This is a genomic window from Cupriavidus sp. GW822-FHT02D05, from assembly GCF_058802485.1.
In genome coordinates this window covers 29973-52846 of record NZ_JBXAOE010000005.1, presented here as the reverse complement: position 1 = coordinate 52846, position 22874 = coordinate 29973, and the positions used below count along the sequence as shown (strand labels likewise).

General features: G+C 65.6%; 8 protein-coding genes. All 8 read left to right on the top strand.

What is annotated here, in order from left to right:
• Positions 1 to 2: 2 nt before the first annotated feature.
• The 8 genes from AC1RQK_RS08350 to AC1RQK_RS08315 all read left to right on the top strand — a co-directional run bounded on the left by AC1RQK_RS08350 (position 3) and on the right by AC1RQK_RS08315 (position 22817).
• Positions 3 to 1088 carry a FecCD family ABC transporter permease gene (locus AC1RQK_RS08350; RefSeq protein WP_492387163.1) on the top strand — a complete coding sequence of 362 codons (1086 nt, stop codon included), beginning with the start codon at positions 3 to 5 and terminating at the stop codon, positions 1086 to 1088.
• Positions 1085 to 1891 carry an ABC transporter ATP-binding protein gene (locus tag AC1RQK_RS08345; protein WP_492808469.1) on the top strand — a complete coding sequence of 269 codons (807 nt, stop codon included), beginning with the start codon at positions 1085 to 1087 and terminating at the stop codon, positions 1889 to 1891. The genes AC1RQK_RS08350 and AC1RQK_RS08345 overlap by 4 nt, the downstream gene beginning before the upstream one ends.
• Before the next feature lie 285 nt (positions 1892 to 2176).
• Positions 2177 to 5224, top strand: coding sequence for a salicylate synthase (locus tag AC1RQK_RS08340; RefSeq protein ID WP_492808676.1), 3048 nt, complete (start codon positions 2177 to 2179; stop codon positions 5222 to 5224).
• Complete coding sequence (locus tag AC1RQK_RS08335; protein ID WP_492808467.1) at positions 5224 to 5520, top strand: phosphopantetheine-binding protein; 297 nt, start codon at positions 5224 to 5226, stop codon at positions 5518 to 5520. Before AC1RQK_RS08340 ends, AC1RQK_RS08335 begins: the two co-directional genes overlap by 1 nt.
• Positions 5520 to 15347 (top strand): amino acid adenylation domain-containing protein, encoded by a 9828-nt coding sequence (locus AC1RQK_RS08330; RefSeq protein ID WP_492808465.1) that lies wholly within the window; start codon positions 5520 to 5522, stop codon positions 15345 to 15347. The genes AC1RQK_RS08335 and AC1RQK_RS08330 overlap by 1 nt, the downstream gene beginning before the upstream one ends.
• Positions 15344 to 19930, top strand: a complete 4587-nt coding sequence (locus AC1RQK_RS08325) for a non-ribosomal peptide synthetase (protein ID WP_492808463.1) — start codon at positions 15344 to 15346, stop codon at positions 19928 to 19930. The genes AC1RQK_RS08330 and AC1RQK_RS08325 overlap by 4 nt, the downstream gene beginning before the upstream one ends.
• A 309-nt stretch (positions 19931 to 20239) precedes the next feature.
• Complete coding sequence (locus AC1RQK_RS08320; protein WP_492808461.1) at positions 20240 to 21406, top strand: sigma-54 interaction domain-containing protein; 1167 nt, start codon at positions 20240 to 20242, stop codon at positions 21404 to 21406.
• Between the two features lie 49 nt (positions 21407 to 21455).
• A complete protein-coding gene (locus tag AC1RQK_RS08315; RefSeq protein WP_492808459.1) occupies positions 21456 to 22817 on the top strand; it encodes an acyclic terpene utilization AtuA family protein in 1362 nt (453 codons plus the stop codon).
• Positions 22818 to 22874 lie beyond the last annotated feature (57 nt).

Below are 22874 nucleotides of genomic sequence, written 5' to 3'. Positions count from 1 at the left end.
CGATGACGGAGATCCGCGTAAAGGCTTTGTCTCGGCCACCAGCCTGGTCGGCTGGCCGCTACCCCTTCTGGCCGTTGATGGCGGCGCTGCTATTGGGACTGACGGCGCTGTTGCTGGCGGCGCTCGCTTTTGGTTCAGTGGCCCTGCCCATCGAGCAAATTTGGGCCGGCCTGACCCGGCCGGCTGCTGAGGCGCCGCTGGCCCACCACTTGGTCTGGCGCTTGCGTTTGCCGCGCAGCTTGCTGGCGCTGATGGTGGGTGCGCAGTTTGCATTGTCCGGGTTGTTGTTGCAGACCGTGATCCGCAATCCGCTGGCCGACCCGGGCGTGATGGGCGTCTCGGCCGGCGCCAGCCTGTTCGTGGTGGGTTTCATTTTGTGGCTGGATGCCTTGAAGCTGGTGGCAAGCGCCCAGGCGCATTTCGAATTGTCCATCGGCATGCTGCCCTTTGTCGCCATAGCCGGCGCGGTGTCGACCGCGCTGTTATTGCTGGGTTTGAGCTGGCGCCACCGGCTTCATCCACTACGCATGGCTTTGTACGGGGTGGCGTTGGGCGCCATGTTGAACGCGGCGGTGATGTGGGTGGTGGTGGGCTGGGGCGGCGGGCGCACGGAAATCACCCTGCTGTGGCTGAGCGGCAGCCTTTATGGGCGCGATGTCGAACATATCGCGGTGCTGTTGCCCTGGCTGGGCGTCGGCGTGCTGGGCGTGGTCGTGGTGCTGCGGCCGCTGGCCGTGCTGCGCTTTGACGACGACATGGCAAGGTCGCTAGGCTTGGCGGTGCGCCGCTGGCGGCTGGCGGCGGTGCTTGTGGCGGTTGTATTCGCCGCCAGCGCGGTGGCGGTAGCCGGGCCGGTAGGCTTTGTCGGCCTGGTGGTGCCGCATTTAGCGCGGCAGTTGGTCGGTGGCGAACTGCGCTTCCTCGCACCGGCCAGTGCCGTGTGCGGGGCCGGCCTGATGCTCGCGGCCGACCTGATGGGGCGCGTCTTGTTTGCGCCGCTGGAGCTGCCGGCCGGCGCGCTCACCACCTTGATCGGCGTGCCGGTGTTCTTGACACTGTTGCAGCGACAGAGTGGGAGGTGTCCATGATTCTGCAAGCCACGGCATTGCAATTGGGCTATGGCCGGCACGTGGTGGTGCGGCCCACTTCGCTGACGTTGGAGCCGGGCCGGATCACCTGTCTGATCGGGCCCAATGGCTGCGGCAAATCCACGCTGCTGCGCGGTCTGGCCGGGATGCTTGCGCCGCAGGCAGGGCAGGTCTCACTGGACGGGCGGGCGTTGTCCGCCTGGCCGGCCGCAGCGCTGGCGCGGGCCATGGCAACACTGCCGCAGTCGCCCTCCGCGCCGGACGGGTTGTCCTTGCAGCAACTGGTGCGATATGGTCGCTATCCACATCATGGCTTGCTCGGCGGCTGGTCGCGGGACGATCAGACAGCACTGGATTGGGCGCTCGAGGCCACCGGCCTACGTCGCTTGCGTGAGCGCGATATCCGGACACTATCCGGCGGAGAACGTCAGCGCGCTTGGATCGCCATGGCGCTGGCGCAGCAATCCGCCTGGCTGCTCCTGGACGAGCCGACCACGTTTCTGGACATCGGCCATCAGATCGAAATACTGAGCCTGTTGCGCGCGCTCAATCGCGCCTACGGCCTGACCATTGTCATGGTCTTGCACGACCTGAACCAAGCCAGTCAGTTCGCAGATCGCCTGCTGGCGATGCAGGCCGGCCGCCTTGTCGCCGACGGTGCGCCGGACGCGATGGTGTCGCCCGAGCTGGTGCGCCAATTGTTCGGCATCGAGGTCGAAATCGTGCGGCGCCAGGATGGCGACGAAATCTATCCCTATTGCCTGCCGGCGCATTCCGCCGCGCGCGTGCCGGCAGGGGCTTAGCGTCGCGGCGCAGTTTTCCTTCCATCACGCATTTCCCGTTGGGGCAACGCGCGCGCCGCCATCCCTTCGACGTCGATCGAACATTGCGGCGCCGATTCAAAATCCCGATGCGGCCATTTCAATCCCGTTTCGAGTATTTGCTGGTAGCGAGAATCATTACTATTTGCGCATGGCGAATGCACGCCATCGGCCGCGATCGGCCAACGGTGACTTAACGGTCGCGGCACAGACCCGCAGGCAAGGCACGGCGGTGCTCGGCGCGGCGGCGAAAGGAGAGTAGTAATGATGATCAGGGATTTCACGCCTTGGCCCGAAGTCGAATGCCGTCGTTTTGAACAGGCTGGCTACTGGCAGCCGCAGACATTGGGCGAATGGCCGCAGCACTGGGTGGACAAATACGGCGACTGCACCGCCCTGGTCGAGGGCGACCACCGCTTGTCGTATCGGCAGTTGGCGCTCAAGGTTACGCACCTGGCTGCCGGCTTGCACCAGTTGGGGATAGGCAGCGGCGACAGGGTGCTGGTGCAACTGCCGAACGGCGTTGCTTTCGTTGCGGTCTGCTTTGCCTTGTTTCGCCTTGGCGCGATACCGATCCTCGCCATGCCGGCGCACAGAAAAAACGACATCGCGGCCCTGTGCACGCTGGCCGAGCCGTTCGCCTACATCTTCAAGGATCATTTCCTCGGCTTTGACTATTCGGCGCTGGCGCGCGAAGTGGCCGCCAGCCAGCCGACGCTGGCCCACCTCATCGTCGACGGCGAGGGCGGCGCCGACACCGCACTGAGCGCCATCGAAGCGGACGGCGCTTGCGCGCCGAGCTTGTTGCCGCCGCTACCGTCGCACCGCGATGTCGCGCTTTTGCTGCTGTCGGGCGGCACCACCGGAACGCCCAAGCTGATCCCGCGCACGCATGCCGACTATAGCTATAGCGCTCGCGCCTCTGCCGCCTTGTGCAGGCTGACGCCGGCCAGCGTCTACCTGGCGGCTTTGCCGGTGGCGCATAATTTTCCGCTGGCCTGCCCGGGCGTGTTCGGCACCTTGTCGGTCGGCGGCACCGTAGTGCTGGCGCATACGCCGGGGCCGGACGAGTGCTTCGCGCTGATTGCGCGCGAGCGCGTCAGTTTCACGGCGCTGGTGCCGCCATTGCTGCAGGCCTGGCTGGAGGCGCGCGAGTGGGATAGCGCCGACCTGTCCAGCCTCGCGTTCCTGCAGGTGGGCGGCGCGCGCTGTGAGCCGGCGCTGGCGGCTCAGGTAGCGCCGGGCTTCGGCTGCCGTACGCAGCAGGTGTTCGGCATGGCGGAAGGGTTGCTGTGCTATACCAGGCTCGACGACAGCGACGAGGTGGCACTGCATACCCAGGGGCGGCCCTTGTCGCCGGACGATGAGATTCGCATTGTCGATGCGCGCGGGCAAGACGCCGGGCCTGGTGAGGTGGGTGAGTTGCTGACTCGCGGACCCTATACCTTGCGCGGCTACTATCGCGCGCCCGAGCACAATGCCGGTGCTTTCACCGCTGACGGCTTCTACCGGTCAGGCGATCTGGCTCGCATGACGCCGCAAGGCAATCTGGTAGTCGCGGGGCGGATCAAGGAGCAGATTCAACGCGGCGGCGAAAAGATCGCCGTCCCGGAAGTCGAGCAAGCGCTGTGCCGCCATCCCGAGATCCGCGGCGCGGTCCTGGTCGCCGTTCCGGACGAACGCATGGGTGAACGCAGCTGCGCCTTTCTGCTTGCCGGCGAACGGCATTTCAGTGTCTGCGAGATCAGCGCCTTCCTGCTGCGCGAGGGGCTGCCGCAGTACAAATGCCCGGACCAGATCGCGCACATCGCCGCCTGGCCGCTGACCCCGATCGGCAAAGTCGACAAACAGCGGCTGCGCGTCCTGGCGCAGCGGCCGGCCGAGGAAACGGTCGAAGGCGCTTCCGGCGCGCTGTTTGAGGCCGCCCGCTACATGCAGCGTGAAGTGGCGATCAGCACGGAACCGCTGGTCCTGGCCGCCGCCATCGCGCAGGCCGGCTGGGCCGATGACTATGCAATTTATGAACGTCACGGTGAGTGGTCGTTGGGGCTGGGCGTCGCCGCTACCGTGCACGCCGATGCGGCCGGCGTGCACGTCCGGCATGGCGATCTGCAGCGCACCTGGCCTGGCGCACAGCCGTGCGAGAACATGGGAACGGCGCTTGCTGCTATCGGCATCGAAGGCTGGCGGGCATATGGTTGCGCTGATTTCGAGTTGGCCGACGCGATCTATGGCATCGGCGCCCCGTCGCTGGACGCGCCGCTATTGCAGTTGTTCATCCCACGCCAGGAAATCCGCTTGCGTCAGGGGACAGCCTTGCTCAGAAGCCTGGACGGCGCTCGCTTGCCGGACTTGGCCGACAAGCTGGCCGCGCTGGATCGCCAATGCATCCACGCGCCACCGGTATCCGGTGCTGGACGGAGCAGGCTCGCTGCGCCTGTCGCCAGCCATGATGCGCAGCGCTATCTGGGCCAGGTCAGCGATGCGCTGGCCGAGATTCGCGCCGGCCGCTATCAAAAGGTCATCCTGTCGCGAAAGGTGCCGGTGTGGGGCGACGTCGATCTGATCGCCAGTTACCTGTTCGGGCGCCGCCATAACACGCCAGCGCGGTCCTTCGTGTTGCAGCGCACGGCGTTGACGGTGGTGGGCTTCAGTCCAGAAACGGTCGTGGAAGTCAACGCTGCCGGCGAGGTCAGCACCCAACCGCTGGCCGGCACCCGATCGCGGGGCACGGGGCCGGACGACGAATGCCGCTTGCGGCATGAACTGGAAAACGACATCAAGGAGATTGCCGAACATGCAGTATCGGTCAGGCTGGCGGCGCAGGAACTGGCGTCGGTCTGCCTACCTGGCTCCGTGGTCGTGAGTGAGTTCATGACAGTGCGCGCGCGCGGCACGGTGCAGCATTTGGCCTCTCGCGTAAAGGCGCAGCTTCCGGCCGGCTGCAGCGCCTGGAGCGCCATGCAGGCGCTGTTCCCGGCGGTGACGGCTTCGGGTATTCCGAAGCGGGAAGCCATCGACGCCATCCACCGGCTGGAGGCGGATGGGCGCGGTCCCTATAGCGGCTGCATCCTGATCGCGGACTGCGACGGCAGTCTGGATGCGGCGCTGGTGTTGCGTTCGCTGTACCAGCGGCGCCAAGAGACCTGGCTGCAGGCCGGGGCCGGCATCGTCGCTCACTCCACGCCGGAGCGCGAGTTGGAGGAGACGATAGAGAAGCTAAACAGCGTCGCGCAGTACCTGATAGCCGCAGCTCTGCCGGCCCAGCTGCCAGCGGAGGCTCGCCGCGACGCGACGCTGCAGGAGGGCTGCTGATGTCCGACCCGAATCTTTTGGCGCCAGCGGCGCAGGCGACCCGGGCGGCAGTGCGCAAGCAGGTGTTGGATTTGCTTGGGCAGGCGCAGACGCCGGTAGCGGACGACGACGATCTACTCGGGCATGGGTTGGCATCCTTGCACATCATGCAGTTACTCAACCGTTGGCGACGCTCAGGCGCGGCATTGACATACGCGCAATTGATCGAGTGCCCCACCATCGCGGGCTGGTCAGCGCTGCTGGCGCCAAGCGGTAGCTTGCAACAGTCGGTTTGCCTTTCCGAGGAGCGGCGCTAGTGAATACACAGCAGAAGAATGACGGCGGTCAAGCGCAGTGGCGCAAGGCTGCACTCGGCGCCCAAGTGCGGGCTTTGCTGCCCGATCCCGATGTGCGACTAGCCGGCGATGACAACCTGATTTCGCTTGGACTGGATTCGCTCAGTGTCATGCGCCTGGCCAGCGGCTGGCGACGGGCGGGCGCTGCCGTGACCTTCGCCGACTTGATCACGGAACCGACGCTCAATGCGTGGTGGCGATTGCTGCTACCGGTGGCGGCACCTGGCGTTGTCGAAGCACCTGCCGCCAGCGCGGCCGTGGTCACCGGTAGCGGCACCGACGGTCAGCCGTTCGCATTGACCGATGTGCAGCACGCATACTGGATCGGCCGGCAAGACGGCCAGGCACTGGGCGGTGTCGGCTGCCACGCTTATCTGGAACTAGACGGCGACGGCGTCGATGCGCACCGGCTGGAGGTAGCCTGGCATCGGTTGCTGGCGCATCACGCAATGCTGCGCACCTGTTTCACCGAGGATGGACAGCAGCGCACAGAAGGGTTCGTCAGTCGCCCGACGCTGCCGGTACACAATTTGCGCGGGCAAAGCCCAGCGGCGGTCGAGGCCGCGCTGGCAGATATCCGCCAGCACTTGTCGCATCGGAGGCTAGCTGTCGAGCGCGGTGAGGTAATGGGCATGACCCTGAGCCTGCTGGACGCGGGTCGAACCCGCCTGCATTTCGATATCGACTTGCTGGTTGCGGATGTGCAGAGCTTGCAGATCATTCTGCGCGATCTGGCTGCCGCCTATGCACGCGAGGCGCGCCCGGCCGCAAATCCGGATTGGCGTTTCGGGCCGTATCTGGCTCAGGAGAACGCATGCCGGCAGGCGGAAGGACAAGACGCCGGCACCTATTGGCAGCGCCGGCTCGCCACTTTGCCGGGCGCGCCGGGCTTGCCTTTGCGCACGGAAAAGCTCGCCGTGCCACGCTTCTCACGTCGAGAACATAGGCTGTCACCGGCTTGCTGGCAAGCCTTGCGCCGCCACGCCGCCGCGCATCGGGTAACGCCGGCCATGCTGTTGCTGACCGCCTATGCGGAGGTGCTGGCGTGCTGGAGTTCAACGCCGCGCTTTCTGGTCAACGTGCCGTTGTTCGACCGGCAGGCAGGGCAGCCTGGCATTGATGAGGTAGTCGCCGACTTCACTAATCTGTTGTTGCTTGAAGTCGATTTTTCCGCGCCGCAGTCGTTCCTGGCGCGGGTGCGCCAAATTCAGGCGCAAGCGCATGCCGATATCGCGCACGCGGCCTATTCCGGCGTGCGGATACAGCGCGACCTGGCCCGGCAGGGGCAAGGCGGCGGCGTGGCCGCGCCGGTGGTGTTCGCCTGCAATCTGGGCACGCCGCTGATCAATGCCGAATGCCGTTCGACGCTCGGTCAGCTTGGCTACATGATTTCGCAGACGCCCCAGGTTTGGCTCGATCACCAGGTCTATGATCTCGACGGCGGCGTGCTGCTGGCCTGGGACGCGGTCGACGCACTGTTTCCCGATGGCGTGCTCGACGCCATGTTCGCGGCCTATGTCGGCCTGCTTGACTGGCTGGTGCAACAGGACGGCGCGTGGGAGCAGCTTGCGCCGGCATTGCAGCCGCCGACCCAGGCGGCGGCGCGGCAGGCGGGCAATGCGACGCGGCGCGAACTGGGTGAGCGCGTGCTGCATGCCGAGGTCTTCGCCCGGGCTGCGCTCCAGCCGGAAAGGGTGGCGCTGATCGCCGGCGACGGCACTGTGCTCAGTCACGGGGAACTGGCGCGACGGGCCTTGCAGGTGGCCGCTTGGCTGATGGCTAAGGGTTTGACTCCAGGCATGCCGGTGGCGGTGAGCCTGCCGCGCGGCGTGGAGCAGGTGGTTGCGGTGCTCGGCATCCTGGCAGCTGGCGGCTGCTATGTGCCGATTGGCATCGGCCAGCCGGCCAGCCGGCAGGCGCGCATGCACCGCGCGGCGGGGGTGAAACTGGTGCTTTGCAGCCGGACGCATTGGCCGCAGCTGACGGCGGACAGTGAGGTGGCGCGGCTGGACATCGCAGCGGCGGCGGACTGCGTGCCACTGGCGAGGCCGGTCGACGCTTCCGCGCAGCAGACCGCGTACGTCATCTTCACCTCGGGCTCCACCGGCGAACCGAAAGGGGTGGAAATCGCACACCGGGCTGCGGCCAATACAATAGTCGACATCAACGCGCGCTACGGCGTCGATGCCGACAGCCGCGGGCTAGCGGTGTCGGCGCTGGACTTCGACCTGTCGGTCTACGACCTGTTCGGCGTGCTGGGAGCGGGCGGCTCGCTGGTGCTGGTCGATGAGGCACACAGCCGCGATGCGGCGGCGTGGCTGGAACAGGTGAAACGGTACGACGTGACGCTGTGGAATTCGGTGCCGGTGCTGCTCGACATGCTGCTGACGGTGGCAGGTGCCGAGCAGCGCTTGCCCTTGCGCCAGGTGCTGTTGTCGGGCGACTGGATCGGTCTGGATCTGCCGCGGCGGCTGCGGGACGCTTGCGGTGGTGAGGCCAGACTGATCGCGCTGGGCGGGGCGACGGAAGCCTCGATCTGGTCGAACGCGTTCGAGGTGAAGGGCGAGCTGCCGGCGCACTGGACCTCGATCCCCTATGGCAGGCCGCTGGCCAATCAGCAGTACCGGGTGGTCGATGCACAGGGCCGGGATTGCCCGGACTGGGTGGCCGGCGAATTGTGGATAGGCGGCACCGGGGTAGCCCAAGGGTACTGCAACGAGCCGGCGCTGACGGCGCAGCGCTTCGTGAGCCATGACGGCGAACGCTGGTACCGGACCGGCGATCGGGGCCGCTACTGGTCGGACGGCACGCTGGAATTCCTGGGCCGGCAAGACCACCAGGTAAAGGTACGCGGTCACCGCATCGAGTTGGGCGAGATCGAGACGGCGATGACGGCGCAGGCTGGGGTGGCGCAAGCGGTGGTGGTGACGGTGGGCCAACCGGCGGTACTGGCGGCGGCCGTGGTGCCGGCGTCGTCGCCGGCCGAATCCGAGACCTTCCTGACCGCCTTGCGGCAGCAGCTGGGACAGGTCTTGCCCGATTTCATGATACCGGCATTGCTGCTGATGCTGGATGCGCTGCCCTTGAGCGCCAACGGCAAAGTCGACCGCCAGCAGATCCGTCAACAACTGGAGGCGCGGCGCCACGGCGGCGCATTGCCGTTGACGCCGCCGCAAGGCGAGCGAGAGCAACAGGTCGCGTCGCTGTGGCAAAGCCTGCTGCAGTTGGAGCGGGTCGGGCGCGAACAGAGCTTCTTCGCGCTGGGCGGCGACAGCCTGCTGGCCACGCAGGTGATAGCGCGCCTCAAGCAGATGGGCCTGGGGTCGGCGCAAGGATTGCGCATGCTGTACGCGCGGCCGGTGCTGGCCGATTTTGCGGCGCAACTCAAGCCGATAGCCACGGAGACTGAGCGCGTTATCGTGGCCGAGCTGCAGCAGCGGCATGCACCGTTCCCGTTGACGGAAGTGCAGCGCGCCTATTGGCTGGGGCAGTCTACCGGGCTACCGTTGAGCTGCGGCACCCATTATCTGGTGGAGCTGGACGGCCACGAGGTCGATCTGACGCGGCTGGAGTGGGCTTGGAACCAGTTGGTGCTGAGGCATGAGATGCTGCGCGCGGTCGTCGACGAGGACGGCCGGCAACGGATCCTGGCTACTGTGCCGCAAACTGAGATCCAGACGCAGGAGATCGAGCAGGGTGGCGCAGCGCAGGCGCAGGCGTGCCTGCATCTTTGCTGGGAGAGTCAGAGCCGGCAGCGGAGCGACTGGCCGCTGTTCAGTCTGCATGCGGTGCGCTATGACGGCGAGCGCTGTCGCATCGGCCTGTTTTTCGATTACATGATGCTGGACGGATTCAGCATCAAACTGCTGCTGGATCAATTGACGGCGCTCTATCGCGATCCGCGGATCATCATCGCCGCGCCGGATCTGTCTTTCCGGGACTACGTCAACCAGGCGCGCCCCGAACCGGAAGCGCTAGCGCGGGCCGAAGCCTACTGGCGTGGGCGGCTGGAGGCATTGCCGCTGGCGCCGGCGCTGCCGCTGGCGCGCGATCCGCAGTCGCTTGCCGAGGTCCGCTTCCAGCACCGCCAGACGGTGTTGCCGGCGGCGCACTGGCGGCGCCTGCGCCAGCGAGCTCGCGCGCAAGACATCACGCCTTCGGTACTGTTGTTGACCGTCTACGCGCATGTGCTGTGTCGATGGAGCGGCGGCGCGGCGCACACCTTGAACCTGACTCTGTTTGACCGCCAGCCGGTGCATCCCGATATTGACCGGGTGTTGGGTGACTTCACCTCCCTGGCGCCGGTGGCCTTCCACCCGCGCGCCGACGCCAGCCTGCTGCAACAGGCGCGCAATACGCAGCATGAAATCGCGGCGGCTATGGAGCATCGCGAAATCTCCTCGCTGTGGATACAACGAGAGCGCAGCCGGCAGACGGATCTGGTTAGCGCGGCGCTGCCGGTCGTGTTCACCAGCATGCTGGGACCGGAGGGCAGGTTGTTCGAGCATGCCGAAGCCGGTCAATTGGAACTGGTGGCCGGCGGCGGCCTGTCAGAAACGCCGCAGGTGTGGCTGGATCACCAGCTATATGAACACCGGGGTGAATTGGTGCTGACTTGGGACGCCGTCGACGCGCTGTTCCCGGAAGGAGTGCTCGATCAGATGTTCGCCGCCTATCGGGAGGCGTTGCTGCAGTTGCCCGATAGCGATTGGGATGGGCCGCTGGCGCTACCGCTGCCGGCGGCCCAGGCCGCGGTGCGGCAGATGGCCAATGCGACGCGGCGCGAACAGCGCGAACGCCTGCTACACGACGACATCTTCACCGAGGCTCTGCGCCAGCCGGAACGGGTGGCGCTGATCGCCGGCGACGGCGCGGTGCTTAGCCGCGGGGAACTGGCGCGGCGCGCCTTGCAGGTGGCGGCCGGGCTGGTGGCACAGGGCGTGATGGCGGGCACGCCGGTGGCTGTAAGCCTGCCGCGCGGCGTGGAACAGGTGGTGGCGGTGTTGGGCATCCTGGCAGCTGGCGGCTGCTACGTGCCGATTGGCATCGGACAGCCGGGCAGCCGGCAGGCGCGCATGCACCGCACGGCAGGGGTAAAACTGGTGCTGTGCAGCCGAGTGCATTGGTCACATTTGCTGTCGGAGAACGATGCGGAGCATCCCGTTGCGCTGCTCGACATCGTAGAGGCAGGCGATTGCACGCCGTTGGCAGCACCAGTGGTTGTGTCGGCTCAGCAGCCTGCCTACATCATCTTCACCTCGGGTTCCACCGGAGAACCCAAGGGCGTGGAAATCACCCACCAAGCGGCAATCAATACGGTCGACGACATCAATGCGCGCTACGGCGTCGATGCCGACAGCCGTGGGCTGGCGGTGTCGGCGCTGGACTTCGACCTGTCGGTCTACGACCTGTTCGGAGTTCTGGGAGCGGGCGGTTCGCTGGTGCTGGTCGATGAGGCACACAGCCGCGATGCGGCGGCGTGGCTGGTACAGGTGAAACGGTACGACGTGACGCTGTGGAATTCGGTGCCGGTGCTGCTGGACATGCTGCTGACGGCGGCAGGTGCCGAGCAAAGCTTGTCCTTGCGGCAGGTGCTGTTGTCGGGCGACTGGATCGGGCTGGATCTACCGCGGCGGCTGCAGGCGGCTTGCCGCGGCAAGGCGCAACTGGTGGCCCTGGGCGGAGCGACTGAAGTGTCGATCTGGTCGAACGCGTTCGAGGTGAAGGGCGAGCTGCCGGCGCACTGGACCTCGATCCCCTATGGCAGGCCGCTGGCCAATCAGCAGTATCGGGTGGTCGATGCGCAGGGCCGGGACTGCCCGGACTGGGTGGCCGGCGAATTGTGGATAGGCGGGTCGAGCGTGGCGACGGGCTATCGGAGAGCGCCCGAATTGACGGCGCAACGCTTCGTAAGCCATGGCGGCGAACGCTGGTACCGGACCGGAGACCGGGGCCGCTACTGGTCGGACGGCACGCTGGAGTTCTTGGGCCGGCAAGACCATCAAGTCAAAGTTGGCGGTCACCGCATCGAGTTGGGAGAGATCGAGGCGGCGCTGACGGCGCAGGCCGGGGTAGCGCATGCGGTGGCCGTGACGCTGGGTCAGCCGGCGGTATTGGCGGCAGCGGTTGTGCCGGTGTCACTGCCAGTGGGGTCCGATGCGTACCTTGCCGCTTTGCGGCAGCAATTGAGCTTGTCCCTACCCGACTACATGATGCCGGCATTGCTGCTGACGCTGGATGCGCTGCCCTTGAGCGCGAACGGCAAAGTCGACCGCCAGCAGATCCGTCAGCAACTGGAGGCGCGGCGCCACGGCGGCGCATTGCCGTTGACGCCGCCGCAAGGCGAGCGAGAGCAACAGGTCGCGTCGCTGTGGCAAAGCCTGCTGCAGTTGGAGCGGGTCGGGCGCGAACAGAGCTTCTTCGCGCTGGGCGGCGACAGCCTGCTGGCCACGCAGGTGATGGCGCACCTCAAGCAGATGGGCCTGGGGTCGCCGCAAGGCTTGCGCATGCTGTACGCGCGGCCGGTGCTGGCCGATTTCGCGGCGCAACTCGAGCCGATAGCTACGGAGACTGAGCGCGTTATCGTGGCCGAGCCGCAGCACCGGCATGCACCGTTCCCATTGACGGAGGTGCAGCGTGCCTACTGGCTGGGGCAGTCTACCGGGCTACCGTTGAGCTGCGGCACCCATTATCTGCTGGAATTGGATGGCCGCGAGATGGATCTGACGCGGCTGGAGCGGGCTTGGGACCAGTTGGTGCTGAGGCATGAGATGCTGCGCGCGGTCGTCGACGAGGATGGCATGCAAAGGGTGCTGGAGCAGGTGCCCAGCGTTAGGGTCACGCGGGAGCAGACAGAGGCAGCCAATGAAGCCGATGCCCAAAGGCGCTTGCTGCAGGTCTGGGAGTTGCGAAGCACAAACCTTGTCCACTGGCCGCTGTTCAGCTTGCATGCGGTGCACTATGGCGATCGGCGTTGCCGGCTGGGGCTAATGTTCAACTATATGGCGCTGGATGGCTACAGCGTCAAATTGCTGTTGAACGAACTGAGTGTCTTGTATCGGGATCCGGCAACCGCCTTGCCGCCAGTGGGGATTGCGTTCCGGGACTATGTCAACCAGGTGCGCCACGAACCGGAAGCACTTGAGCGGGCTGAAGCCTATTGGCGCGAGCGGCTGGAGGCATTACCGCTGGCGCCGGCCCTGCCACTGGCGCGTGATCCGCAGACGTTGCCTGAGGTGCGGTTCCAGCGTCGCAGCGCACGCGTGGCAGCGCAGGCCTGGCAGCGCTTGCGTGAACAAGCTCGGCGGCACGGCATCACGCCCTCGGTGCTGGTGCTGACCGTCTACGCGCATACGCTGAGTCGATGGAGCGGAGGGGCCGCGCTGACCTTGAACTTGACCCGTTTCGATCGTCAGCCGGTGCATCCTGATATCGACAGAGTGTTGGGCGACTTCACCTCGCTAGCGCCGGTGGCTTTCCATCCGCATGCCGAGGCCAGCCTGCTGCATCAGGCGCGCACCATGCAGAGCGAGATTGCCGAGGCCTTGGAATACCGGGAGGTCTCCTCCGTCTGGGTGCAGCGCGAACGCGGCAAGCGCGTCGGCATCGCAGCCGCGGCCTTGCCGGTCGTGTTCACCAGCACGCTCGGCATCGCCGACAGCTTGTTCGATGAGGCCTTGCCCGCGGGCTTCCCCGATCTGGCCGGTGGCGGTCTGTCGGAAACGCCGCAGGTCTGGCTGGATCATCAAATGTACGAACACCGCGGCGAACTGCTCTTTTCCTGGGACGTGGTCGAGGATCTGTTCCCTCCGGGAATGATGGACAGCCTGTTCGGTGCTTTTGTCCAATTACTGGCGCAGTTGCCCGACAGCGACTGGGACGCACCACTCGTGCCGCTGCTGCCGGCGGCCCAGGCCGCGGCGCGGCGGGCGGCCAATGCGACACGGCACGAACAGCGCGAACGCCTGCTACACGACGACATCTTCACCCAGGCTCAGCGCCAGCCGGAACGGGTGGCGCTGATCGCCGGCGACGGCGCGGTGCTTAGCCGCGGGGAACTGGCGCGGCGGGCCTTGCAGGTGGCCGCGTGGCTGGTGGCACAGGGCGTGACGCCGGGCATGCCGGTGGCGGTGAGCCTGCCGCGCGGCATGGAACAGGTGGTGGCTGTGCTGGGCATCCTGGCAGCTGGCGGCTGCTACGTGCCGATTGGCATCGGCCAGCCAGGCAGCCGGCAGGCGCGCATGTACCGCACGGCAGGGGTAAAGCTGGTGCTGTGCAGCCGAGCGCATTGGCCGCTGTTGCCGTCGGCGAACGATGCGGGGCATCCCGTTGCGCTGCTCGACATCGTAGAGGCAGGCGATTGCACGCCGTTGGCAGCACCGGTGGGAGTGTCGGCGCAGCAGACCGCGTACATCATCTTCACCTCGGGCTCCACCGGCGAACCGAAAGGGGTGGAGATCGCGCACCGGGCGGCGGCCAACACGATAGACGATATCAATACGCGCTACGGCGTCGATGCCGATAGCCGCGGGCTGGCGGTGTCGGCGCTGGACTTCGACCTGTCGGTCTACGACTTGTTCGGGGTGTTGGGTGCGGGCGGCTCGCTGGTGCTGGTCGACGAGGTGCACAGCCGAGACGCGGCGGCGTGGCTGGAACAGGTGATGCGGTACGGCGTGACGCTGTGGAATTCGGTGCCGGTGCTGCTGGACATGCTGCTGACAGCGGCCGGTCCCGAGGCGCGCAGCTTGCCGCTGCGGCAAGTGCTGTTGTCAGGCGACTGGATCGGTCTGGATCTGCCGCGGCGGCTACAGGCGGCCTGCGGCAACGAGGCCAGACTGGTCGCGCTGGGCGGAGCGACGGAAGCGTCGATCTGGTCGAACGCGTTCGAGGTGGAGGGCGAATTGCCGGCGCACTGGACCTCGATCCCCTATGGCCGGCCGCTGGCCAATCAGCAGTACCGGGTGGTCGACGCGCAGGGCCGGGATTGCCCGGACTGGGTGGCCGGGGAACTGTGGATAGGCGGCACCGGATTAGCTCAAGGGTATCGCAACGAGCCCGAGCTGACGGCGCAGCGCTTCGTGAGCCATGACGGCGAACGCTGGTACCGGACCGGCGATCGGGGCCGCTACTGGCCGGACGGCACGCTGGAGTTCCTGGGCCGGGAAGATCACCAAGTGAAGGTGCGCGGTCACCGCATCGAGTTGGGAGAGATCGAGACGGCGCTGACGGCGCAGGCCGGGGTGGTGCAAGCGGTGGCGGTGACCGTGGGCCAGCCGGGGGTATTAGCGGCAGCGGTTGTGCCGGCGTTGCCGCCGGCGGAGCCTGATACCTTCCTGGCCGCCTTGCGGCAACAGCTGGGACAGGCCTTGCCTGACTACATGGTGCCGGCATTGCTGCTGACGCTGGATACACTGCCCTTGAGCGCCAACGGCAAGGTCGACCGCGGACAGATCCGCCAGAGGTTGGAGCAGGGCGCCGACGCTGAGATCCATTATCAGCCACCGCTCGATGCCTTGGAGGCGGAAATTGCTGCCGTTTGGACGACGGTACTTCTGCGGGAGCGCGTCTCGCGCGACGATGATTTTTTCGCCATTGGCGGCGATAGCCTCAGCGCCACTCGGATCGTAGCGCTACTACAGCAAGGTCGGTTGGCCGCAGAGCCGGTAACGCTGCGCCTACTGTTCTCCTATCCCAGCATCGCCGCGCTGGCTGCGCAGATCCGCGGGCAGTGGCAAGCCCTGGGTGTGTCCGAGGGTGGTGACCTGATATTCGAGGAGGGCGCACTATGAGCGTGGCAAACAAGCGAGCCGAGGAAGACCTAGCGGTGCTCCTGTCAGGGCTGCGGTCCCAGGGCGTGCAGCTGTGGCAGGAAGACGGCCAACTGCGTTTCAAGGCCCCGGCTGGGGTGCTAACCGAGGCGTTGCGCCAGCGGCTTAAGCGCCATAAGGCAGCATTGCTGCAGCACTTGTCTACGCCACTGGTCGCGCACGCTGCGGCGCGCTTCGATCCGTTTCCGCTCACCGATCTGCAACTGGCCTATCTAGTGGGTCGCGGCAATCTGTATGAATTCGGTGGCGTAGGCTGCCACTGCTATATCGAACTGGAAGTACCGCAGCTGGACGCCGCTCGTCTGGAGCGGGCTTGGCACCAACTGATCCAGCGCCACGATATGCTACGCGCCGTGGTCTCGCCGGCCGGCCACCAACGGGTATTGCGACAAGTGGCGCTGCCGCCGTTGCGATTAGACGATTGGCGCGGCGCAACTGACGCGCAGGCCCAGGCCGGGTTGGCGCAAACGCGGGAGGCCATGGGCCAACGCTGCTATCCCCCTGATCAATGGCCGTTGCACGAGCTGCGGCTAAGCCACCAGGGCGAGATTTCCATCCTGCATTTTTCCATGGATCTCTTGGTCGCGGACTTTGCCAGCATCCAGATTCTGCTCAACGAATTAGGGAAGCTCTATCGCGATCCGGAACTGAAGCTGGAACCGCTGGCCATCACCTACCGCGATCTGCTGCTGGCGCAACAACAGGCGAAGGCCGATGCGCAGACTACGGCCGCTAGCGGGAACGACCGGCGTTACTGGTTGGAGCGCATCGCGAGTGGCTTTCCGCCGCCGCCTGAGCTGCCGGTATTGAGCAAGGAGGAGCGTGCCGCTGCACCGATATCGGCGGTGGCTTTCGGCCGCCTGCATTTCGCCTTGCCCGCAGCGCAATGGAAAAGCCTGCGTACCAAAGCCGCGCGCGGTAAGCACACGGCCTCGGGCGTGGTCTTGGCGGCTTTCGCCGAAACCGTGGCGCGCTGGTCGCGACACGGGGAGTTCTGCATCAATCTGACCTTGTTGAACCGGCCTGCGTTACACCCCGACGTCAACCGCGTGGTCGGTGACTTCATTGCAGTCAATGTGTTGGCGGTGTCGCTGGACGCGCAGGCGACATTTGCTGAGAGAGTCACCCAGTTGCAGCAGCGATTGTTGCAGGACATGGAGCACACGGGCTTTACCGGGATAGACGTGCTGCGTGAGCTCAGCCAGCGCCACGGCAGCCAGGTGATGGTGCCGGTGGTGTTCACCAGCACCGTAGGCGTCAAGGGCGAGGGGTTGGACGGTGGCGATTTCATGCAAGGCGCGAGCCTGCGTTATGGCATCACCCAGACGCCACAGGTCTGGCTGGATTGCCAGGTGACCGAGCGCGGCGACAGCTTGCAGGTGGATTGGGACATCCGCAACGGCGTTTTCAAGCCTGGGACGGTCGAGTCGGCGTTCGACGCGTTTTGTGGATTGCTAAGGCAGTTGGCCGATGACGATGACATCTGGCATACGCCCCATCCCATCACCTTGCCGAGAGAGATGCTGGCGGCGCGCGTTGCTACCAATTACGGCGCGGCACCGTTGCCAATGGATGGCCTGCATAGCGGCTTCTGCCGCAGCGCGCTGGCGCGACCCGAGACCGTCGCGCTGATCGCCGATGGACAGGCATTGAGTTACGGTGAGCTGGCCGCCTGGGCCTCGCGGCTGTGCCATCGCTTACGGCAGGCTGGCTGCGCTGCCGGTGCGCCGCCGGTAGCGATCGTGATGGACAAAGGAGCCGGCCAGATCGCAGCCATCCTGTCCGCGTTGCTGGCCGGCGTCGCCTACCTGCCTATTGATGGCACGCAGCCGCCGCTGCGCCGCAACCGCATGCTCGCCGATGCCGGCGTGCGCTGGGTTCTGACCGACGCCGCGCGCATGGCAGAAGACTGGCCTGCGACGCTGCGATGCATCAGTGTCGAACGGTCGGAGGACGGCGCTACAGCGGCCCCACAGGAATCCCTGCTGGCCGGTTGCATGGCCGGTGTGGCGGAGCAACCCGCCTACATCTTATACACCTCCGGCACCACTGGGCAGCCCAAGGGCGTGGCCATCAGCCATCGCGCCGCGCTGAACACGGTGCGCGATATCAATCGGCGCTTCGCCGTCGGGCGCGGCGACAAAGTGCTGGGACTGGCCCATGCCCACTTCGATTTGTCGGTCTGGGACATATTCGGCAGCTTTGAAGCCGGGGCGACGCTGGTGCTGCCGCAGGCGCGGCTGCGCAATGATCCTGCGCACTGGGTCGAACTGATTGCTGCGTGTGGGGTGACGCTCTGGAACTCGGTGCCCGCGCAGATGCAGATGCTGATGAGCAGCCTGGAGCGCGAGTCGGGGCCTGTGCTGCCAAGCCTGCGGCTGGCCATGCTGTCCGGCGACTGGATTCCCGTATCTTTGCCGGACGCGGTGCGGGCGCGCTGCCCCGGTATTCAACTGGTCGGCCTGGGCGGGCCGACCGAGACTGCCATCTGGTGCGTGTGGCATCCGATCGGTGAGGTGGCGCCCGGCAGCGTCAGCATTCCATATGGCAGGCCTTTGAGCAATCATCGCTTGGCCATTCTCAACGAGCGCTTGGAAGCGTGCCCGGATTGGGTGGCCGGGGAAATGTACATCGGCGGCGCTGGCTTGGCGATTGGCTATGTCGGCGACGAGGCGCGCACCCGCGAGTGTTTTATCCGGCACCCACTGAGTGGCGAGCACTTGTATCGCTCCGGCGATATCTGTCGCTACCGGTCAGATGGCGTGATCGAAATCCTTGGGCGGGAGGATAGTCAGGTCAAATTGCTCGGCCATCGCGTGGAACTAGGGGAAGTCGAGGCAGCGTTTCTGGCCCAGGACGGGGTCAGGCAGGCTGTGGCCGTGCTACGGGACGGGCCTGCGCTGGCCGCGGCGATCGTATGGCGTCAGCCGCCGCAGGAAGACGACGACCAGCAGACCGCCATCGCGCGCGTGAAGGCCGGAGTTGCTGCGCGGCTGCCAGACTACATGGTGCCGGCACAGATCCAGCCGGTGGCGGCCATACCCTTGAGCATCAATGGCAAGATCGATCGTGCCGCTTTGCGCCAGCTGCTGGCCCAGGCGCCGGTCGCCGCAGACAGCGTCTATGAAGCGCCGCGCGACAGTGGCGTGGAACCGGCGCTGGCTGAGATTTGGCAGGACTTGCTCGGCTTGGCGCGCGTCTCGCGCAACGACGATTTCTTCCAGGTCGGCGGCTCGAGCCTGTCAGCCATCACGTTGCTGAGCAAGTTGCTTGCCAAGAATTTCGCGGTCGATGTCGAGCTGATCTTCGGCAATCCGGTGTTTCATCAAATGGCGCAAGCACTGGAGCGCTCGAAGGTGCAGGAGCGCGCGTTCATCGATGGCATATGCCTGGATGATATCGCCGCTGCCTCGCTCGCCGATCTGGGGACGGCACTGCCTTGTGATTCAGGGCACGGCCTGCGCCACGTACTGCTGACGGGTGCCACCGGCTACTTGGGCATTCACACGCTGGTGGCCTTGCTGGCGGACACAGACTACACCGTGCATTGTCTGGTGCGTTGCCAGGATGCAGAGCAGGGCAGGCAACGCTTGCAGCACGCCGCCGAACAGAAGGGGCTGCAGCTCGACGCGCGCAATCCGCGCATCCACCTGGTCAGCGGCGACGTCGTGCAAGACCGGCTGGGGACTGACGAGAGCGCCTATCGGATGCTGTGCGAGGACGTGGACTGCATCATCCACGGCGCGTCGATGATTAATCTGATGGACCCGCTTGCGCGCCTGTATCCGACCAATGTGCTGGGCGCCGCCCGCATAATCAGTCTGGCCGCAACGAGCCGGGTCAAGCCGGTGCACTACATTTCAACTATCGCTGTGCATCATGCCTTGCCCAGCGAAACAGTCGAACCTGTGCCGGAGTCGACGCCGGCGACGCAAGCCTGGCGCGATATCACGCTGACTTACGAGCAGTCGAAGACGATGGCCGAGCAGCTGTTTTATCGTGCCAGGGCGGCCGGCCTGCCAGTCAGCATCCTGCGGCCGGGAACCATTACCTGGGACAGCGGCCTGTATGGCGGTCGGCGCGACGCAGACAGGGTCTTCATCAATGACGATGCGTTCCTGAAGTTCTATCGCGCCTGCCAGGCGATCGCGGCGTATCCGCGCTCGTCGCTAAGCATCAATATGGTTCCTGTCGATTACGTGGCCAAGTGCATCGCCTGCATTGTCCGTTCCGAACCGTTGTCGAGTGAGAACTATCACCTGGTTTCGGAGCGCAGCGTGCCGGTCGACGACGTCTACGACATTCTCACGCAGATGGGCGCGCAACTGGTGCCGCTGCCGTTCCCCGAGTGGAAAGCGCGCTTGCGTGACAGCTTTGTCGAAGGCTTTGTCAATCTGTACTTTAGGGACGGCATGGGCAACGGCGGCCATCACCAATATGGCAGCGACGCCTTGCGGCGAGTGTTGATGCCCCATGGCGTTGCCGGTTTTTCGGTCAGCCGCGACTACTTGCGCATACTGCAGAAGCATTGCCCTGAGTCCTAGAGCGTAGAGCGGCATATCTGCCTATGAATACGCTCATGAAGGAAATGCGACCGCCTGTCTCGCAGGCTGATCGCCACCGGCGGGCCTGCTGGCAACAGTGGGTGCCGGGCCAGTGCCATGGCAACGCCCACGCCATCATTCCCGGCTGGACCAGCGCTCGCCGCCGCGGTGTTTGTCCCCCTGGCACATGCACCCATCCGCTCACCCCCCGTCGCCGTTTCGGAATAGGTTAATCTTCCGCGCAGATGACCGACCTCAACTTGCCGGCCTCCGGGGCGTCCTCCGTCCCGGTGCCGGCTCTCGTATCCCATGATGAACGAACCTTCTCGCCCGCAGCTCGTTGGGGAGCATCCCTCCATCGTCGCCCTGCGTGAACTGGTCGCCCGCGTCGGGCGCAGCCAGGCTAGCACCGTGCTGATCTATGGCGAGACCGGGACGGGGAAGAGCCTGGTGGCGCGCATGCTCCACGCACAGTCCAGTCGGGCCGGGCGCGAGTTCATCGACATCAATTGCGCCGCGATTCCTGCCCAGTTGCTCGAATCCGAGTTGTTTGGCCATGAGCGCGGTTCGTTTACCGGCGCGGTCAGCAGGAAGGAGGGGCTGATCGAGGCGGCGAATGGCGGCACGGTCTTCCTGGACGAAGTCCGCGAGCTGGATCCTGTGATGCAGTCCAAGATCCTGACGCTGCTGGATACGCGGCGATTCCGGCGGGTCGGCGCGGTGCGTCCTATCAGCGTGGACGCCCGCTTTATCGCAGCGACCAACAAGATCCTGTTGAGCGAGGTCAAGGCCGGCAAGTTTCGCGAGGATCTGTATTACCGGCTGCAGGTGATCGCCATCAATATCCCGCCACTGCGCGAGCGTGGCGATGACATCTTCCTGCTCGCAAGCAACGCGCTGGCGAAGTACAACGCGCAGTACGGCAGCCACTTCCAGCGGCTGGATCCGGAGGTGGCGCGCATTTTCCGCGCGTACCGGTGGCCGGGAAATGTGCGTGAACTCGAAAACCTGCTGGAGCGCATCTGCCTGCTGGAGGAGGGCGATTGCATCCGGCCGCATCACTTGCCGGCGCGCATCCTGCGGGACGTGGCGCGGCCCGCGGGCGCAGCGGACGATGCCGTGGCGCAGCCGGCTGCAATGAACGGCCATGCTGCATCCGAGCAGGGGCAGGACTATCACGAGGCCACGGCTCGCTTCCAGCGTGCGCTGATTGAGCAGACGCTGGTGTCGTGCGGCCAGAACCTCGGTGCGGCGGCCGAGAGACTGGGGTTGAGCCGGCACGCTTTGCGGCACCAGATGATGAAGCTGGGACTGCTGGCCCCGACTGCCGGAAGCGACGAGGGGATGCGTGAACTTCACGCAATTACGGCATGGTTTTTGCGTGAAAATCACGCGAAAGGCGGAAGGTGTGGCGCTAAATCTATGAAATATAAAGATTTTTTCATGAGTCGCCCTGTGGCACGCAATCTGCTCTAGATGAATCGTCAAGCCCGGCTTGGGGAAGACACCATCTGGAGAACACTGCATGCAGTCCCTGAAGATCATTTGCCCTAATGGCCATCTCGGCTTTGCGCCGTTGCGCACCGAGAGCTTTGGGTTGGGGGTGGAGGCGGGCCCTGACTATATCGCGGCCGATTCGGGAAGCGACGACGTGGGCCCGGTGCCGCTGGGCTCGGACACCTCGACGAGTCCCGAAGCTTGGCAACGCCACGATCTGGAGCAAATGCTGTTGGCGTCGCGCCGTCTCGGCGTGCCGATGATCATCGGCTCGGCCGGCGATACGGGGTCGAACAGCCGCGTGGACCTGTACGTGCGGATCATCGGCGAACTGGCCGCCAAGCATGGCCTGAAGAAGTTCCGGGTCGGCTACTTCTATTCCGAGGTGGACAAGGCTTTTCTTCGCGAGTCAATGCGGCGCGGAAAGACGGTGAGCGGGCTCGATGGCTTTGCAGACCTGACCGAAAGCGAACTCGATGCAACCGACCGTATCGTTGCCATGGCCGGTGTCCATCCCTATGTGGCGCTGCTGCGCCAGGGCGCCGACGTGATTATCGGCGGGCGCAGCTCGGATGCCGCGGTCTTTGCCGCGCCGGCGCTACACCACGGCTTTTCCGCCGATCATGCCTATTACCTGGGCAAGGTGCTCGAGTGCGCATCGTTCTGTGCCGAGCCCTATGGCGGCAAGGAGACCGTGATGGGCGTCATTTCCCACGAGGACGTCCAGGTCACGGCGATGCATCCCGAGCAGCGCTGCACCGTCGCCTCGGTATCCGGCCATGCGATGTACGAGCGCTCCAATCCGTACGAGGAGTTCGTCGCCGGGGGCAGGCTGGACATGACGCATTGCCGCTACGCGCAGGTGGACGATCGCACCACGCGCATCACGGGCTCGCGCTTTATCGAGGCGGAAACGGTCCGGGTCAAGCTGGAAGGCGCGGGGAAGGTGGGTGAGCGCTTCGTCGGCCTGTGTGGCATCCGCGACCCCTACACCATCGCCAACGTGGACCGGGTGATTGCGTGGGCGCGCGAGCAGGTGCGCGCGCGTTTTGGCGACAGCGGCTATCAACTGCACTACAGCGTGTACGGCCGCGATGGCGTGATGGGCGAGCTGGAGCCGCTGCGCGACCGGCCGGGGCATGAGCTCTGCGTGCTGGTGCAGGGGGTCGCCCCGACCCGCGAGATGGCCGAGGAGGTGACGATGATCGGCTTGCGCCAGATGTTCTATGCGCGGCTGCCTGACGTCAAAGGCACGGCCGGTTCGGTGTCGTTCCCGCTGGATGAAGTCCTGCATGCCAGCGCGGCCTATCGTTGGACGCTGAACCACACGGTGGAGGTGCAAGACCCCATGGCGCTGTTCCCCACCCACCTCGTTGAAGTTGGCGTCTGAGCCTGGTGCCGCATATGACAACGACGACAACGACGACTACGATGACTACGACGACTA